Raw genomic sequence first — 16,851 nt, 5'->3', positions numbered from 1 at the left:
TGCGACACAGCCATGTAACTAATCCATAAGTTTGTGTCTAGTATCCGATTCTGCCGTACCTATGAACACCCACCATTCCCGTCAAAGTAGTCAATACGACAAAATCCTAAAAGAGAACTTAGAAGCCTCAATTCCAGCACTGATCGAAAAGGTATTGCACATTCAGGTGTTTAGTTCGGACGAAATTCCCGACGATATTCAACATACGAAAGAACGCAAACCCGACGCGCTGAAACGCATCACTGATCAGGCAGGCAACACATTTATTCTGCATCTGGAGTTCCAAGTGGCAGATGAGCCTAAAATGATTCATCGCATGCACTCTTACTGCGCTATGCTTTTAGAGCGGTATGAACTTCCGGTCAAACAGTATGTGCTTTATCTGGGTCAGTTAATACCAAGAATGACTACATCGCTGGTTAGTGGCGACTTATCATTTCGTTACAATCTGGTACACTTTCAGCAGCTTGATTACCGGTTGTTTTTATCGTCGGATGTACCAGAAGAAATTTTGCTTGCGGTACTGGGTAATTTTAGCCCGCCCGATTCGTCAGAAGTATTGACGAATGTACTGATTCGGCTAGATCAGACAGCCACTAGCTCGCTGGACTTTCAGCGTTACATCACTCAGTTGCGGGTGCTGGTCCAATTGCGTAAATTACGACCACTTTTCGAATCCACTATGGACAATCTGGCACATTACATAAACGAGCAGGGAGATCCTTTCTATGTGAAAGGTGAGCGAAAGGGACTGGAGGAAGGGAAACGGATTTTGGTTCGTAATCTATTGTTACAGACAGACTTTAGCGTCGAACGCATTGCAAGTCTGACTGAAACGACCGTTACATTCGTTGAGACTGTTAAAAAAAGGCTGTCAGCCCAATAGTGTACGGTTTTGAGCGAGCCTGCTTATATTGATATTTCCCTAGATGAACTTGAGTCGCTGCGGCAACAGTCCGGTGCTTTGTTACTCGACGTACGCGACGAATGGGAGTTTGACGAGTTTAACCTCGGTGGCCTGAATCTGCCCCTGCCCGACATTCGCGCCCGGAAAGCCGAACTAACTGGGTTCGACCCGCTGATCGTCGTGTGCTCTAATGGCACCCGCAGTCGCATCGCCGTCAAAGAACTGCGTCGCCAGCCTGAATTCCAGCAACACACACTCTACCACCTGCACGGTGGCCTGATTGGCGATGTGTAATGGACAGGATTACAGGATTGACATGATTTATTTTTTTAAGTGATAAATCATGTCAATCCTGTAATCCTGTCAATAAACCCTATGTGACGATGATAAAGCCGGGTTTGGCGGCCAGCTTTTCAGCCTGTGGCAAGTCGAAATCCAGAATATCGTGTACGTTGACCCGAATCAGCTGACTGATCTGGCTGAGCGGCAGATCGTTCCGGTCGACACCAAACGGATCTTCAATCTCCTCACCGATCAATTCCAGGCCAACCAGGATATACGAGGTAAGCAATACCGCCGGAATGGTCATGTACTCGAATGCCTGAATGATCGTGAAGGGCAGAACCGCCACATAAAGCGTAATGAACAGCTTGATAAACAGGTTGTACGAAAACGGGATTGGCGTACTCTTGATCCGGTCACAGATTCCCGCTACGTCCATCAACGCCGTCAGCCGCTGATTCAGGTTGATGTGCTGCGAGGTAGATAGCATCCCCTCCCGATACAGCCCTTCCGACCTGTTCCAGAGCAGGCTGGATACGCCACCGGGTTTGTAATCGAAGCGGGCCAGCGTTTTGCTGTTTTCATCTGTCAATAACTCCAGTTCGTCGACGCTCGTACTGCCCCGCAGGTGGTTCTTCAGCGCAAACGGAAAGTTGGATATCATTTTGGCGAAAAACAGCCGATCCTCATGCCGATCGGCCGGTAGCACCGCATTGAAATAAAGCGCCAGGTTTCGGCTGTTGTTGACCAGCGCGCCCCAAGCTGTACGCCCTTCATAAAACCGATCATAGGCCGTATTGGTCCGGTAGATCAGCAGCAGGCTGAGCAGGATACCCATCGCCGATAAGAATGAACTCGGCGTATCCTTCAACCGAATGTCGAAATAATGTAGTTCGACCGTGGTTACGACGACCACGTAAATCAGGACAATGCCCAGTCGTCGGAACAGGGCCAGTGCAGTTGGGCCGGTATGGAAATGCCAGACGGCGGGTAGCCAGCTTTTCGCTTTGTAAAGAATCATGGTAGCGTTTACGGTCAGATGACGATAGTCCCGGCAAAAACACGCTGGGCCGGACCGATCAGATATACGTCGGTAAACGTACCATCGATTTGGGGCTTGAACGACACCTGCAAGTTACCACCAATGGTACGGATCGCTACCGGTTCCGCAACGCCCAGGTGCTGGTAAGCCGCCAATGCAGCCGCCGTCACGCCCGTACCGCAGGAATAGGTTTCATCCTCCACACCCCGTTCGTACGTCCGGACATATAGGGCTGATTTGTCTGTCTGTTGCACGAAGTTGACGTTCGTTCCGCCGGGACTAAACGATTCACTGTAGCGAATGGCCCGCCCATCGGCTACGACATCCGTCGATTCGATGTCGTCCGTGAACAGAATAGCGTGGGGCGAACCGGTATTCAGGAAGACATGCGTTCCCTGCTTGCCTACGCCAGCTATATCGCTCATTCTCAAGGATACATCCGCTTCGGTTACCGTCGCTTCGTGTTCGCCATCGACGGCGATAAACCGCGTAGCCCGGTCGAACACACCCAGGTCGTGCGCAAACCGGACGATACAGCGACCGCCGTTGCCACACATGCTGCCTTCGGCTCCGTCGGCGTTGAAATAAATCATCCGAAAGTCGTAGTCGGGGTCGTTGCGCAGTAGAATCAGCCCATCGGCACCGATACCGAACCGGCGGTTGCACAAGCGCTCGATCAGCGCCTGATCATCGGCAGGAAACGTTTCGTTCCGGTCGTCGATCATAACGAAATCATTGCCGGTACCCTGGTATTTGAAGAACGGAAGGATCATGGGGACTTTTAGAGTTGTCTAGTTATAGAGTCGTCTAGTTGTGTAGTTGCTACCGCGTCGCACTGACCACTAGCCGCCGGACAGGCTGACGCGCTAGCAACTATACAACGCTATAGTTTTACAACAAAAAAGCCACCCTCGCAGGTGGCTTTTGTCATGCTTCTCTGGCCATACAGCCGGCGATTAAGCCGCTGCGACTGCCTTCGGCTTACGCTCTTTGAGACGTGCTGCCTTACCCTGACGACCACGCAGGAAGAACAGACGTGCCCGGCGAACTTTACCAAGACGTACTACTTCGATTTTGTCGACGTTAGGCGACAAAACGGGGAAGATACGCTCGACGCCTACTCCGTTTGATACTTTACGTACGGTGAACGTTTCGCCACCGCTGCTCGGGTTCCGGCGCTGAATAACCGTGCCCGAAAATACCTGAATGCGTTCTTTATTTCCTTCGCGGATTTTGACGTGCACATTCACCGTGTCGCCTGCCCGGAAGGTGGGCAAATCGGCGCGACGCTGCGCGTTGTCTGCCTCCACTAGTTTGATTAAATCGCTCATGACCGTATATAATCGCCAGATAACTATTTGCGAAATGAGCCGCAAAGATAGCAAAATTTTGGGCGCAGGAAAATACTTTTGTAAAATTCCCTCTTACAACCGCGATAGGCCGTATGAAAATATTGAACGTTGATCAGATCCGTGCGCTCGACGAATCGACTATAAAACATGAGCCTATCGCTCCGCTCAATTTGATGGAACGGGCGTCAATGGGGTTCGTCAACTGGTTCGTCGATCATTTTCCGGCTACTACGTCGACTAAAATCTTCTGCGGCCTGGGCAACAATGGGGGCGACGGTCTGGCCATTGCCCGGCTGCTGATGGAGCGGGACTATCCGGTTGAAGTATACGTCGTTCGGTACGCTCCGCGCGAGTCCGACGATTTTATGCACAACCATCGCCGGCTCAAACTCATCACCGAAGACGTCAAGTACATCGAGTATTCGCGCGACCTGCCGACGCTTCGGCACAACGAAGTCGTGATCGATGCCATTCTCGGTTCCGGTTTATCGCGTCCGGCGGATGGCATTGTTAAAGCAACGATCGAAGCGATCAATCGCGCCCCGGCAACGGTTGTATCCGTCGATATTGCCAGCGGTCTGTACGTCGATCAGCCGAATCAGGCCAACGACGTTATTATCGAACCCGACCACACGGTTTCGTTTCAGTTGCCCAAGCTGGCTTTTGTTTTACCGAAGAACGGGAAGTACGTAGGCAAGTGGCACCTGATCGACATTCAGTTGCATAAACGCTACATCGACATTGCTCCGACGCCTTATTACTACACGCAGCCCAACGAAGCGCGTCTGCTGCTGCACCAGCGGGATCGGTACTCGAATAAGGGGACGTTCGGCCATGCGCTGCTACTAGCGGGTAGTTTTGGCAAGATAGGGGCTGCTGTACTTGCCGCACGGTCCTGTCTACGATCGGGCGTAGGCCTGCTGACCGTACACGTACCCCAGTGTGGCTATTCGATCATACAGGCATCGGTTCCTGAAGCCATGTGTGAGTCCGACGGTCATCAAACAGTACTGACTGGCACCAGTCGGGTTGGGGGGCCGCAACCGGTAACGTATACGACAGTCGGTATTGGCCCTGGTATCGGTAAAGCCCCCGAAACGCTGGCGATGCTGCGCGACCTGCTGCCAACCATCACCAGGCCAATGGTGATCGACGCTGATGCCTTGAATCTGTTGAGCGAAAACCGCGAATTGTACAGTCAGATTCCCCAGAACAGCATCCTGACACCCCATCCCAAAGAGTTTGAACGGTTGACCAAGCCCTGGCAGAACGATTATGAAAAGCTGGATCTGCTACGTGACTTTGCCAAAACGCACCGTGTCGTTGTCGTCCTGAAAGGAGCCCACTCCGCTATCGCCACTCCCACGGGTGACGTTCACTTCAATTCGACGGGTAATCCGGGCCTGAGCACGGGCGGCACGGGGGATGTACTGACAGGCGTGTTGACGGCGCTACTGGCGCAGGGGTACGATTCGGTCGAAGCGGCCGTATTGGGCGTCTATGCGCATGGCCTGGCGGGCGACGTTATCGCCGATCAGCGGGGCCCCATCGGCATGACTGCTTCCGACGTCATCGATGCCTTGCGCTGGGAGTAGATGTGTAGAATGAAGTCAACGCCACTGTAGATTTATTTCCCCGCGTACGTTGACTTAGCGGTTGTCCGATGCCCCAACGACCTACCGTTTACGAAATGTCCGGTCAACAGGAGTACGCAAAGAAGTTTGTTTTCGCCCCTCTAACCGTTCGCTCAATACGGTCGTATTGGGCCGCTACAGTTCGGTGTCAAAATTGTCTTAAATGCAGGACAGTATATTGACTATCGAAGATGAAATACACGACTCAACGCAACTGGTCTTCCAGCCGCAGTAAAACGCGGGTATTGTTCGACCAGACAACGGCGCTCGGCAGCATTACCGTTGCTTTGTTCGGCTACATTGTCTACCACTTCATCTACCCACTCATTGCAAAAGGTCTGCTGTGGTAACGCACAGTTCATACCCAAACAAAACGTCTCCAGCCGCAAGACTGGAGACGTTTTGTTTGCAGCAGCTGCCTTAATCAAGCCATCAGTTGATACGTCAGAAAGGCGGCCCCATAGGCAAGGGCCATCATATAAATCAATTGCACGGTGGGCCATTTCCAGCTTTTGGTTTCGCGCTGTGTAGCCGCCAGCGTACTCATGCACATCATGGCAAAAACATAGAAAATCAGCAGCGACCAGGCCAGCGCCGGCGTATACATCGGCCCGCCCGTCGCCGGGTTCCGCTCCTGCTGCAACCGTTCCCGGATGGTCACGCCTTCGTCATCGCCCCCGGCACCGATGCTGTAGATTGTCGACATCGTACCGACAAACACTTCGCGGGCCGCAAACGAACTGAGCAGCGCAATACCGATCTTCCAGTCGTAGCCCAGCGGTCGGATAGCGGGCTCGATGAAATGGCCGAACTTACCGGCATACGACGCTTCCAGCCGCTCCGAAGCAATGCGGTTGTTGAGGTCATCGGATGAGAGCGTCGGTTGCTCCCGACGAACGGCTTCTTCGGCCTGCTGCATATCGTTGCCGGGCCCGTAACTGGCCAGCACCCACAAAATGATGGAGATCGCGAGGATGACGCGCCCGGCTTCCCAGACAAACGCCCGTACACTTTCCCAGACCGTCAGTCCGACGTGGTTCCAGCGCGGCAGCTTGAACGTAGGCAACTCCATGATGAAATAGCCACGCTCTTTTGTCTTCAGGATCAGTTTGAGCACATACGCTGCCAGCAACGCACTCAGCAAACCAAGCAGATAGAGCGCCATAAGCGCCAGCCCCTGCACGTTGAAAACCCCCAGTACACGCCGACTCGGCACGACCAGCGCAATCAGGATGGTATAGATCGGCAGGCGGGCCGAGCAGCTCATCAGGGGCGTTACCAGAATCGTAATGAGCCGGTCGCGACGGGTGCCGATGCTTCGCGTGGCCATAATTGCCGGGACAGCGCAGGCGACACCCGAAATCAGCGGCACGACACTGCGCCCGTTCAGGCCGAATTTGCGCATGATCCGGTCCATGATGACCATAACCCGCGCCATATAGCCAGACTCTTCCAGCAGTGACACCAGCAGGAACAGGAAGGCAATCTGCGGAATAAACACCAGGATACCACCAATGCCAGCCAGAATACCATCCGTCAGCAGGTCGGTGAGCGGGCCGGGCGGCAGGCTTTCTTTCAGCTGTCCGTTGAGCCAGGCAACGCCCGTGTCGATACCATCCATGAAGGGGGCTGCCCAGGCGAAAATGGCCTGAAAGATCAGCAACAGAATCAGCGCGAAAATGGTGTAGCCCCAGATCGGGTGCAGCAAGACCCGGTCGAGTTTCTGCGTCCAGGTAGGCTTACCGATTGGGCGCTGATCGGTAACAACTTCGGTAACGATTTGCGCAATGCGTTTGTAGCGGGTAATCGTTTCACTCGCCTGAAAGGGTACTTCCCGGAAGTCGTGATCGGCAATCAGCGTATCGAGACCGTTCCGTTGCTGCTCGTTGAGAAAGGTAAAGCCGTCGTGCTGAATGACATATTGCAAGGCCAGGTAGTTGTTACTCAGTCCGTACTGCGCTTTAGTACTGGCAATCAGTGCAGGGGCTTCGTCGGCCGGGTCGAACAGCGGTTTACCAGGCAGCACCGGCTCCTGTATTTGCTTCATTACCGCCTTGCGCAGCGCGTCGGCCCCTTCGCCGGTCCGGGCGTTGATCCGTACGACCGGTACCCCTAGCCGCATAGCCAGCCGAACCGCGTTGACGTCTTTATCCTGCTCTTTGGCCACGTCGAGCATGTTCAGCGCGAGAATCGTCGGTAGACCCAAATCGGCGACCTGCGTGAAGAGCAGCAGGTTTCGGTGCAGGTTCGATGCGTCGACAACGACAATCGCGACGTCAGGATAATCAGGATGTTGGGGATTGGCCAGAATATCGGTGACGACCTGTTCATCCAGCGACTTCGGATAAATGGAGTAGACACCGGGCAGGTCGACTACGGTAGCCGTTGTCTGATCGTCGATCGACCACGGGCCCGACTTACGGTCCATAGTAACGCCGGGAAAATTACCAGTTTTCTGGCGCAGTCCGGTCAGTTGATTAAAGAGCGACGATTTACCCGCGTTGGGGTTGCCAATGAGGGCAATGATAGGGGGCTTCAACTCGGTTTACTGTTTACAGGCTACGGTTCGCGACAGGCCATTCTCAGCAAGTCGACAATGGGCGTAACTGAAAACGGTACCCTGTCAACCAGATACTAATCGACAAGAATAGTGGCGGCTTCTGATTTCCGCATCGACAGGCAATAGCCCGACACATGCAGACAAATCGGGTCGCCTAAGGGTGCCTTGCTACCCATGCAGACTTCAGCGCCGGGAAGGCAACCCATTTCCAATAGCTTCAGCGACATGACTTCGTCGTTGAACGCCTGAATAACAGCCCGCTCTCCTATTTTCAAATCGGCTACACTGCGCTTGCTCATGGTCCCGGCACCGCGTTTTAAAACGGCATTAATTATTTAGACTCAGTTCAATTAACGCAACGTTACGACGGAAAGTTTGAAGATGCAAAAACAGTTTTAGTACACGGTATTCAGTTTACGGTAGATGCTCGTACTGGCGACTCCGACCGTAAACTGAATACTGTATACCGAAAACCTTACACCAATCCTTTCTTCATCGCCTTGACGGCGTAGTCGACGGAGCGGGCGGAGAAGGCCATGTAGGTAAGCGAGGGGTTCTGCGTCGAGGTTGAAGTCATGCTCGCGCCGTCGGTGACAAACACGTTTTTCACCGCGTGTAGCTGATTCCACTTGTTGAGCATCGACGTTTTCGGGTCTTTACCCATCCGCACACCCCCCATCTCGTGGATGTCGAGGCCGGGGTTGCGCTTGTCGTCGCGCAGGCGGATGTTGGTGAAGCCAGCCGCCTGAAACATCTCGGTCATCTGCTCCTGATAATCCTTGATCATCTTCTCGTCGTTGTCGTCGTAGGCAATCGCGATTTTAAGCTGCGGAATGCCATACGGATCTTTCAGCGACTGGTCGAGCGCAACGTAATTTGATTCTTTGGGAATGGTCTCGCCCATCATGTGCGACCCGACATGCCAGCCACCCAGCTTTGGGTTCAACAGGCTTTGCTTCAGATCGGCCCCCATACCGCTCATATCTGTCTGGGATGAACGGCCAGCCTGAAAACCGGCGGCATAGCCCCGCAGAAAACCGGTTTCCTGCTTGTAGACGTTACGGAAGCGGGGAATGTACGGGCTGTTGGGTCGGCGTCCATCGGTAGTCATGTCGAGGTTGCCGTCGTATTCGCCCGAAATACCCGCCCGGTAGTTGTGGAAGGCCACGTATTTGCCCAGCGTACCACTGTCGTTACCGAGTCCGTTGGGGAAGCGCGACGAGATCGAGTTCAGCAGAATCAGGTTGGTATTCAGCGCAGCGGCATTGACGAAGATCAGCCGGGCGTAGTATTCCGTCATCTGCTTCGTATTGGCATCGATAACGCGTACGCCCGTGGCCCGTCCTTTCTTCTCGTCGTAAATAATCGAATGGACCACCGAGTCCGGCCGCAGGGTCATCTTGCCCGTCTTGGCCGCCCAGGGAATCGTACTGGAGTTGCTGCTGAAATAGCCACCAAACGGACAGCCCCGCTCACAGATCGTCCGGTGCTGACACTGCGCCCGGCCCTGATCGTAGTGAATCTGTTTCGGACTCGTCAGGTGTGCTGCCCGACCCATAATCACGTGCCGGTCCTTGTACTTACTGGCGATCTGCTTCTGAAAATGCGTTTCGACGCAGTTCCACTCGTGGGGTGTCAGAAACTCACCGTCCGGCAGTACGTCAAGACCGTCTTTGTTACCGGTGATCCCGGCAAACTTCTCCACATAGCTATACCAGGGGGCCAGATCGGCGTACCGGATCGGCCAGTCGACGGCGAATCCATCGCGGGCGGGGCCAGTAAAATCGAAGTCGCTCCAGCGCTGCGTCTGCCGCGCCCACATCAGCGATTTTCCGCCGACCTGATAGCCCCGAATCCAGTCGAAGGGTTTTTCCTGCACGTACGGGTGCTCGGCGTCTTTCACGAAAAACTGCTCCGTTCCTTCGTAGAACGCGTAACACTTGCTGATAATGGGGTTCGCGTCTTTTACGTCTTTTCGGAGTTGTCCCCGGTGCTCAAACTCCCACGGCTGCATGTTGGTCGTGGGGTAGTCGGTGATGTGCCGTACGTCGCGGCCACGCTCCAGCACCAGTGTCCGCAGCCCTCTAGCGGTCAACTCTTTGGCCGACCAACCTCCGCTTATCCCCGACCCCACCACAATGGCGTCGTAGGTATTCAGCGCCTGCGCATCAATATTGAAATTAGCCATCCTTCGGATAGTTCAAGGTTTGTAGTTTGATGTTTAAGGTTTACCGCCTGCACCAACGTTTAACGTTGAACAGTAAACGTTAAACTTACTTTTTCACTGGCACGCAGCCGTGGTAATGACCCGGAATAAACTCGTAGTGGGTCAGGTTGGTCATGACGTACTCGGAGTTGAGGTAGCCCCGAATCGTGAGCGGCTTCACCAGTTTGATGAAGGTAGCCTGCGCCGGTTCGGTCGACTGCTCCATCTGTTTGAGCAGGTCTGTGCGTTGCGTTGCATCGCCACCACCAAACGGCTTACCGTAGGCTTTCTGCGCCAGATCGTTAGTCAGCACCAGGCCGTTCGACAGCGCATCCTGCGCAGCTTTGTCGTAACAGTCAGCTACTACTTTCTGGATGAACTGCGACACATTGAGTTCTTTAGCGCCGGGCGTATCGGTTGCCGGAATGATCGTATCGACAACAGCCGCCAGCGTTTCGATCTGATCGGCGGGCAGGAATGATTTTGTCAGTTGAACAGACTCTGCTGTCCAGCCAGTTGCCCAACCCGGAAGGGCTACCAGACCGCCCAGCGCACCGGCCAGTGTTTTCAGCGCATTTCTTCGTTCCACAGAAGCAGCGTTTAGCTTTTTATTTAGTAAGAATTTTTCAAATATACGAACTATACGTCGGTCAGACCAGCCAAATAGGACAAAAAGCCGATCGATCAGGACTTCCCGGATTAGCCCGGATGGGCGGGTTGTTCCCATCGATAATCGTGTAAATTTGTCTGTTACCCAATCATCCTTATTCCCTTCATCATGTCGTTACCCTCTCCTTCTTCGCTACGGCCCCGCCTGACGGGGTTGCTGGCCATCGTTAGTTTGTGGGCTGGTTCGCCGGCGCTGGCACAAACCGGAAAACAAAGCGTCGCGCCCGGTACCAGTGCCGTGTCTGCCATTACTGAAAGCGACATCAAACGGGACCTGTTCGCCCTTGCCGGGGATCACTTCCGGGGTCGCGAAGCCGGGTCGCTCGACGAGTTGAAAGCGTCGGTATGGATCGCCGATCAGTTGCGCGCAATGGGACTTCAGCCGGCGGGCGACGACGGGACGTTCTTCCAGTTTTTTCACATCCAACGCACCCGCATCACCGAAACCAGCCGCCTGAACATTGGCTCGCACCAGCTCACGCACGGACAGGATGCTTTTCTGCTCGCTCCGGCCATCGCATCGGTCGATGCCCCGCTCGTTTTCGTCGGTACGGGCACACCAGAGGAACTGGCCAAGGTCGACATCAAGGGCAAAGCCGTTGCGATTCAGTTTTCCGGTACCGGCCCCGCTGACATCAGCTACCGCCGGTTTCTATTCGGCACGATGAGCCGCCGGGCTGCCGAACTGGTCAAAGCGGGCGCGTTGGCCGTGGTATGGGTGTCGAATAAAGAAGCGCAGTCGTATTTCGAGCGCTGGACGACGGGGCTGGAACGCGGTCGGTATGACCTGCCGGGTGGTCCCAACACGCGGGTGTTTGCACAGGCCCCGACGGTGTGGCTACCAGCCTCCGCCATCGACTGGATCAAGCAACCCGGTCAGCAATTTACCAACGTGGTCAACGTCGAAAGTTTCAGCTACCCATCGGTCAACATCGTGGCGAAGGCACCCGGCACTGATCCAAAGCTGAAAAACGAGTACGTACTCTTCAGCACCCACCAGGACCACGACGGTGTTCGGCGGGCGGTAGCAGGCGACTCGATCTGGAACGGGGCCGACGATAACGCCAGCGGCTGCGTGGCAACAATGGCCATCGGGCGGGCCTTCGCCAAAAAGCCCGGCAAACGGTCGGCGCTGATTGTCTTTCACGGCGCCGAAGAACGCGGACTACTGGGTTCACGCTATTACGTTGAACACCCGACCGTACCGAAAGGCTCGATCGTCGCGGTGCTGAACGCGGAAATGATCGGCCGGAATGCGCCGGACAGCGCCTGTATTCTGGGACAACAGCCGCCACACCGCAACTCGACCGATCTAGTCAATGCAGCCCTGGCCGTCAACAAAGCGGACGCGCATTTCAAACTCGATACGCTGTGGGACAAGCCCGACCATCCCGAGGGCTGGTACTTCCGCAGCGACCACCTCCCCTACGCCCGTGCCAACGTGCCGGCCATCGCCTTTACGTCCCTGCTCCACCCGGACTACCATACGCCGAGAGATGAACCCGAACGCATCGACACGGGTAAGGTAACGCGCATCGCCAAATGGATTTACCTGACCGGCTGGGATGTCGCGAACCGCCCCACCCGCGTTGGTCTCGACCCCGGTTTTAAACTCGAACGTTGATGCTCGCTTTTGAACAACACTTACCGGCTCGTCGCATTCGTTTGTCATGGCTGCTCCTCGCCGTCGCGCTGATAACGGCCTGCCACCGCCCCCCAACCGATACGCGTCCGTATTTCCCACCCAAAGGCAACGATTGGGCGCAGCGAAGTCCGGCGCAGGTGGGCATGAACGCCGACAAACTGGCCGAAGCGGTAGCGTTCGCCAAAACGCAGGAAACGACGCAGATGGCACCCGATTTTTCAACGCAGGAAGCCATTTTCGGCAAGCTGCTGGGCCCGATGCCGACGAGTCGCGCCAAGACCAACGGCATCATCCTGCGGCACGGCTACATCGTAGCTGAGTGGGGCGATACGCAGGCCGTCGATCCAACCTACAGCGTCGCCAAAAGCGTCCTGTCGACGGTGCTGGGCATAACCCTTGATCGGAAGATGATCCCCGACATTCACCAGCCCGTCGCCAATCTGATTCAGGACGGCGGTTATGAGTCGGCGCAGAACCGGGCTATCACATGGGAACACCACGCCCGGCAGAGCAGCGAATGGGAAGGCGAACTGTGGGGAAAGAACAGCGACTTCGTGGGTAAAGAAGCATTCGGCAAGGGGGAGCGTAAACCCCGTGCGCTACAGACACCCGGCACGTACTACGAATACAATGACGTACGCATCAACCGGTTGGCCCTGTCGCTACTGCGCATCTGGAAAAAGCCCCTTCCCGAGGTAGTCCGCGACGAAATTATGAACCCGATCGGTGCATCCGACACCTGGCGTTATATCCCTTATCCCAACGCGGTGGCTACCGTCGATGGAAAAGAAATGCCGTCGGTGAGCGGGGGCACCCGCTGGGGTGGTGGTCTTCGCATCAGCGCCCGCGACGAAGCCCGATTGGGCTACCTCTTTCTGCGGCAGGGACGCTGGAACAACAGGCAAATTGTATCGAGCGACTGGGTGAAGCAGGCCACGACGCGCGGACCGGTTGGCCCCGCCTATGGTTACCTATGGTGGCTTAACACCCCCAAACCGGGTGAAGCCAAACCTTGGCCCGACGCGCCAACATCAAGCTTTGCCGCCCTTGGTGCGGGTCAGAACACGATCTGGGTCGATCCGGAGCACGACCTGATTATTGTCTGGCGGTGGCACGATGGCAACCCCAACGAACTAATCAAACGTGTACTGGCAGCCGTAAACGCCGGATCGTAAACCAGTTAATCAATTTAAACGGCCACGGGCCAACTCGCTTGAGTTGGCCCGTGGCCGTTTTCGCCACTTTTCGTCTACATGGTGTCGACCTACGTACAGAACAGACCGTGCCACGCAGTCAGACTCGTCTAAACAATTTTGCCCTATCGAGGTATTGATTTTACACTGTTTTGATCCGTCTCGCTATCGCTTCCCTGTTGTCTTGGCAACATGTCGAAGGGTAGCTCGTACATATTCTGTTCGTAGACAGGCAATTTGGTATCATTCCTGCCTATATTCATTCGGGCTGTTATCTTTGGCAGCTCCTGCCCCATCAGCGGGTAGTACCTACCGTTTTACGCTATTAACCTATACTCATGATTGCTGAAAAGATTCGTCTGAGCGAACGAACCGATAACAAAGGCTGGAAAAAGTGGGGCCCCTACCTGACCGAGCGTGCCTGGGGTACGGTTCGGGAAGATTACTCTCCCTACGGTGACGCCTGGAATTTTATTAGCCACGACATGGCCCGCTCCAAAGCGTATCGCTGGGGGGAAGAAGGCATCGGGGGCATTTCCGACAACAAAGGCCACATCTGTTTTGCGCTGGCCTTCTGGAACCACAAAGACAATATTCTCAAAGAGCGCCTGTTTGGCCTGTCGGGACCGGAAGGCAACCACGGGGAAGACGTGAAGGAGCTGTACTACTACCTCGATAGTACGCCGACGCATTCCTATATGAAGATGCTGTACAAGTATCCGCAGCAGGAATTTCCCTACAACCGGCTCGTTATCGAAAGCTCCCGCCGGAATCGGCAGGACCCGGAATTTGAGCTGACCGATACGGGCATCTTCGACAACGACGAATACTTCGACATCTTCATCGAATACGCCAAAGCCGATCAGAACGACTGGCTGGTGACCGTGACGGCCCATAACCGCGCCGATCATGCGGCCCCGCTGACACTGCTACCGACAATCTGGTTTCGCAATACCTGGTCGTGGGGGTATCCACAATACAACGCCCGGCCCATTCTGAATGGTATCGGCAACCGGCAGATCGAGGTGAACCACAAGCAGTTGGGCAAGTACAAGCTCTACTGCGAATCGCCGGACGGATTGTTATTCTGCGACAACGATACCAATACCGAGCGGCTCTACGGTCGGCCGAACGCAGGCCCTTACTCGAAAGACGGGATCAACAACCACATCATTTCGCGGGGCAAGAAAGGCTTCGTCAATCCGCACCAGATTGGCACCAAAGCAGCGGCTCGGTACACGCGGGAGATCCCGGCGGGAGGCAGCACCACGATTCGCCTGCGCTTCAGCGACCAGACTACGCTGACGCAACCCTTCGCGGACTTCGACACGCTCTGGCAGCAACGCCTGAAAGAAGCCGACGCCTATTACGACGATCTGCAAAAGAACGTGACGGACACTGAGCTGCGGGCCATTCAGCGGCAGGCCTATGCCGGTATGCTCTGGAACAAGCAGTTCTATTACTACAACGTCAACGAGTGGCTAAAGGGCGACCCGAAAATGCCCGTACCGTTTCAGGGACGCGTGTATGCCCGCAACGAAACCTGGCGGCATATGTACACGGCCAACATTCTGTCGATGCCCGACAAGTGGGAATATCCGTGGTTTGCCGCCTGGGATCTGGCCTTCCATACGCTGACCCTCGCCCGGCTCGACCCCAACTTCGCCAAGCGACAATTGGCGGTTATCCTGCGGGAGTACTACATGCACCCAAACGGGCAAATTCCGGCCTACGAATGGAATTTCTCGGACGTCAACCCGCCCGTGCATGCCTGGGCAACCTGGAAAGTGTACGAAATCGATAAGGATATGAACGGCACCGGCGACGTCGGTTTCTTGGAACGGGCCTTTCATAAGTTGCTGCTCAACTTTACCTGGTGGGTCAACCGCAAGGACGTTGAGGGCAACAACATTTTTGGGGGCGGCTTTCTGGGTCTCGATAACATCGGGGTCTTCGACCGGAGTCAGCCGTTACCGATGGGTGGTCACATCGAGCAGGCCGACGGCACCGGCTGGATGGCGATGTACACGCTGAACATGCTTCGGATTGCCTGCGAAATCTCGCTGACCCGTCCCGTATATCAGGACATGGCCAGCAAGTTTTTCGAGCACTTCCTGCACATCGCGTCGGCGATGAACAACCTCGGCAAAAACCACATTAGCCTGTGGGATGAAGTCGATCAGTTCTACTACGACGTCCTGCACACGCCCGGCCGCGACTCGCGACTGCTCAAAATTCGGTCGATGGTGGGGCTTATTCCGCTGTTTGCTGTCGAGATTCTGGACGAAGAGCTACTCTCGAAACTCCCTGATTTCAAACGCCGTGTCGAATGGGTGCTGACCAACCGTCCCGATCTGGCGTCGTTGATTTCGCGCTGGAATGAGCCGGGTAAGGGGCAAACCCACCTGCTGAGTCTGCTGCGCGGTCACCGGATGAAGATGATTATGCGCCGGATGTTCGACGAAAGCGAATTCCTGTCGGACTATGGTATCCGCGCGTTGTCGAAATACCACGAGAAGACGCCGTATCAGTTCGAGCTGAACAGCGAGATTTTCCAGGTCCGCTATGTACCCGCCGAATCGGAAATGAGCATGTTTGGCGGTAATTCCAACTGGCGCGGCCCGATCTGGTTCCCGGTAAACTTCCTGCTGATCGACTCGCTGCTAAAGTTCTACCAGTATTACGGCGACGATCTGGAAATCGAGTATCCTACGCATTCCGGTCAGGTGATGAGTATCAAGGAAGCTACCGTGCAAGTAATCGACCGACTCATCAACATTTTCCGGCGCGACGACAGCGGCCGCATTGCCGCCTACGGCAACGATGCAAAAATGCAGAACGATCCTAATTTCCAGGGCCTGTATTTATTTTACGAATACTTCCACGGCGACGTAGGCGCGGGGCTGGGAGCCAACCACCAAACTGGCTGGACAGGTCTGATCGCTGATCTGATCGAGTACTCGTACAAGTACCGCACGGAGTTGGTAGCTCTACCCGTCGGGCGATAAACTTGTAGCCCAGACCTCCCGGTCTGGAGGGCGCGGCAGCGACCAAAAAGCTGTCGCCATAAGCAGTTAGCCTAACGGCTACCAGACGTGGACGTCTGGGCTACATTTTTATTCAGCTTCTTCGGCGAGCCGCCGGCGGAAGTAGTCGGTGTTTTCGTTGGCGGCTGCGGCTTCTTCGACCAGGTTGATTACCAGAGCGCGAGCCGCGTCTTCGTCGTTCAAGGCCGTCAATAGCTGATCGAACTGACGAGCGAAATCGCTGTGTGGATAGGGTACAGCCCCTTTGGCAACTGATAGCTGTACCTGCCGGTACGTTTGCGACAGGAAGTAAAGTGTCTTGTTTGTCATGTGGT

The 16,851-nt window shown here is 55.1% G+C and carries 15 protein-coding genes; 7 read left to right on the top strand and 8 right to left on the bottom strand.

Going from position 1 to position 16,851, the window contains the following annotated elements; all coding sequences use genetic code 11:
* Positions 1 to 61: 61 nt before the first annotated feature.
* Positions 62 to 886, top strand: a complete 825-nt coding sequence (locus CLV58_RS14495) for an RpnC/YadD family protein (protein WP_106138545.1) — start codon at positions 62 to 64, stop codon at positions 884 to 886.
* 9 nt (positions 887 to 895) lie between these two features.
* Complete coding sequence (locus tag CLV58_RS14490) at positions 896 to 1,201, top strand: rhodanese-like domain-containing protein (RefSeq protein WP_106138544.1); 306 nt, start codon at positions 896 to 898, stop codon at positions 1,199 to 1,201.
* Between the two features lie 79 nt (positions 1,202 to 1,280).
* On the opposite strand, the gene CLV58_RS14485 is transcribed toward CLV58_RS14490, so the two are convergent.
* The 3 genes from CLV58_RS14485 to rplS all read right to left on the bottom strand — a co-directional run bounded on the left by CLV58_RS14485 (position 1,281) and on the right by rplS (position 3,562).
* Positions 1,281 to 2,210, bottom strand: coding sequence for a bestrophin family protein (locus CLV58_RS14485; protein WP_106138543.1), 930 nt, complete (start codon positions 2,208 to 2,210; stop codon positions 1,281 to 1,283).
* A 14-nt stretch (positions 2,211 to 2,224) separates the two neighbouring features.
* Positions 2,225 to 3,004 (bottom strand): diaminopimelate epimerase, encoded by a 780-nt coding sequence (gene dapF / locus CLV58_RS14480; RefSeq protein ID WP_106138542.1) that lies wholly within the window; start codon positions 3,002 to 3,004, stop codon positions 2,225 to 2,227.
* 183 nt (positions 3,005 to 3,187) lie between these two features.
* Positions 3,188 to 3,562, bottom strand: coding sequence for a 50S ribosomal protein L19 (gene rplS / locus CLV58_RS14475; RefSeq protein WP_106138541.1), 375 nt, complete (start codon positions 3,560 to 3,562; stop codon positions 3,188 to 3,190).
* Between the two features lie 113 nt (positions 3,563 to 3,675).
* Between rplS and CLV58_RS14470 the strand changes: the two genes are divergently transcribed.
* Together CLV58_RS14470 and CLV58_RS28385 are read left to right on the top strand one after the other, a co-directional pair.
* Positions 3,676 to 5,178, top strand: a complete 1,503-nt coding sequence (locus tag CLV58_RS14470) for an NAD(P)H-hydrate dehydratase (protein WP_106138540.1) — start codon at positions 3,676 to 3,678, stop codon at positions 5,176 to 5,178.
* 230 nt (positions 5,179 to 5,408) lie between these two features.
* The gene (locus CLV58_RS28385; RefSeq protein ID WP_170108709.1) at positions 5,409 to 5,567 is read left to right on the top strand and encodes a hypothetical protein; all 159 of its coding nucleotides are present in this window, start codon (positions 5,409 to 5,411) and stop codon (positions 5,565 to 5,567) included.
* 74 nt (positions 5,568 to 5,641) lie between these two features.
* Here CLV58_RS28385 and feoB read toward each other — a convergent pair whose 3' ends face one another.
* The 4 genes from feoB to CLV58_RS14450 all read right to left on the bottom strand — a co-directional run bounded on the left by feoB (position 5,642) and on the right by CLV58_RS14450 (position 10,572).
* Positions 5,642 to 7,756: a ferrous iron transport protein B gene (feoB, locus tag CLV58_RS14465; protein WP_106138539.1), complete on the bottom strand. Its 2,115-nt coding sequence runs from the start codon at positions 7,754 to 7,756 to the stop codon at positions 5,642 to 5,644.
* A 95-nt stretch (positions 7,757 to 7,851) separates the two neighbouring features.
* On the bottom strand, positions 7,852 to 8,076 hold the full coding sequence (locus CLV58_RS14460; protein WP_106138538.1) for a FeoA family protein: 225 nt from the start codon (positions 8,074 to 8,076) through the stop codon (positions 7,852 to 7,854).
* A gap of 176 nt (positions 8,077 to 8,252) precedes the next feature.
* Positions 8,253 to 9,965, bottom strand: a complete 1,713-nt coding sequence (locus CLV58_RS14455) for a GMC oxidoreductase (RefSeq protein WP_106138537.1) — start codon at positions 9,963 to 9,965, stop codon at positions 8,253 to 8,255.
* A gap of 85 nt (positions 9,966 to 10,050) precedes the next feature.
* Positions 10,051 to 10,572: a gluconate 2-dehydrogenase subunit 3 family protein gene (locus CLV58_RS14450; protein WP_245882333.1), complete on the bottom strand. Its 522-nt coding sequence runs from the start codon at positions 10,570 to 10,572 to the stop codon at positions 10,051 to 10,053.
* Positions 10,573 to 10,761: 189 nt separating this feature from the next.
* Between CLV58_RS14450 and CLV58_RS14445 the strand changes: the two genes are divergently transcribed.
* The 3 genes from CLV58_RS14445 to CLV58_RS14435 all read left to right on the top strand — a co-directional run bounded on the left by CLV58_RS14445 (position 10,762) and on the right by CLV58_RS14435 (position 16,498).
* Positions 10,762 to 12,276, top strand: coding sequence for a M28 family peptidase (locus CLV58_RS14445; RefSeq protein WP_106138536.1), 1,515 nt, complete (start codon positions 10,762 to 10,764; stop codon positions 12,274 to 12,276).
* Positions 12,276 to 13,472 (top strand): serine hydrolase domain-containing protein, encoded by a 1,197-nt coding sequence (locus tag CLV58_RS14440; protein ID WP_106138535.1) that lies wholly within the window; start codon positions 12,276 to 12,278, stop codon positions 13,470 to 13,472. The genes CLV58_RS14445 and CLV58_RS14440 overlap by 1 nt, the downstream gene beginning before the upstream one ends.
* Before the next feature lie 356 nt (positions 13,473 to 13,828).
* Complete coding sequence (locus CLV58_RS14435; protein WP_245882332.1) at positions 13,829 to 16,498, top strand: MGH1-like glycoside hydrolase domain-containing protein; 2,670 nt, start codon at positions 13,829 to 13,831, stop codon at positions 16,496 to 16,498.
* Positions 16,499 to 16,606: 108 nt separating this feature from the next.
* Here CLV58_RS14435 and CLV58_RS14430 read toward each other — a convergent pair whose 3' ends face one another.
* Entirely contained in the window at positions 16,607 to 16,846 is a 240-nt protein-coding gene (locus tag CLV58_RS14430) for a hypothetical protein (RefSeq protein ID WP_106138533.1), read from the bottom strand.
* Between the last annotated feature and the right edge of the window lie 5 nt (positions 16,847 to 16,851).

The organism is Spirosoma oryzae (assembly GCF_003002825.1).
Classification (GTDB): domain Bacteria; phylum Bacteroidota; class Bacteroidia; order Cytophagales; family Spirosomataceae; genus Spirosoma; species Spirosoma oryzae.
The sequence above is the reverse complement of the archived record's forward strand: the minus strand, read 5'-3'. Positions and strand labels throughout refer to the sequence as shown.

What these genes read in the sequence shown, in the direction of transcription:
- CLV58_RS14495 (WP_106138545.1), top strand. Translation starts at nt 62, where the DNA reads ATGAACACCCACCATTCCCGTCAAAGTAGTCAATACGACAAAATCCTA.
- CLV58_RS14485 (WP_106138543.1), bottom strand. Translation starts at nt 2,210, where the DNA reads ATGATTCTTTACAAAGCGAAAAGCTGGCTACCCGCCGTCTGGCATTTC.
- dapF (WP_106138542.1), bottom strand. Translation starts at nt 3,004, where the DNA reads ATGATCCTTCCGTTCTTCAAATACCAGGGTACCGGCAATGATTTCGTT.
- rplS (WP_106138541.1), bottom strand. Translation starts at nt 3,562, where the DNA reads ATGAGCGATTTAATCAAACTAGTGGAGGCAGACAACGCGCAGCGTCGC.
- CLV58_RS14470 (WP_106138540.1), top strand. Translation starts at nt 3,676, where the DNA reads ATGAAAATATTGAACGTTGATCAGATCCGTGCGCTCGACGAATCGACT.
- CLV58_RS28385 (WP_170108709.1), top strand. Translation starts at nt 5,409, where the DNA reads ATGAAATACACGACTCAACGCAACTGGTCTTCCAGCCGCAGTAAAACG.
- CLV58_RS14460 (WP_106138538.1), bottom strand. Translation starts at nt 8,076, where the DNA reads ATGAGCAAGCGCAGTGTAGCCGATTTGAAAATAGGAGAGCGGGCTGTT.
- CLV58_RS14455 (WP_106138537.1), bottom strand. Translation starts at nt 9,965, where the DNA reads ATGGCTAATTTCAATATTGATGCGCAGGCGCTGAATACCTACGACGCC.
- CLV58_RS14445 (WP_106138536.1), top strand. Translation starts at nt 10,762, where the DNA reads ATGTCGTTACCCTCTCCTTCTTCGCTACGGCCCCGCCTGACGGGGTTG.
- CLV58_RS14440 (WP_106138535.1), top strand. Translation starts at nt 12,276, where the DNA reads ATGCTCGCTTTTGAACAACACTTACCGGCTCGTCGCATTCGTTTGTCA.
- CLV58_RS14435 (WP_245882332.1), top strand. Translation starts at nt 13,829, where the DNA reads ATGATTGCTGAAAAGATTCGTCTGAGCGAACGAACCGATAACAAAGGC.
- CLV58_RS14430 (WP_106138533.1), bottom strand. Translation starts at nt 16,846, where the DNA reads ATGACAAACAAGACACTTTACTTCCTGTCGCAAACGTACCGGCAGGTA.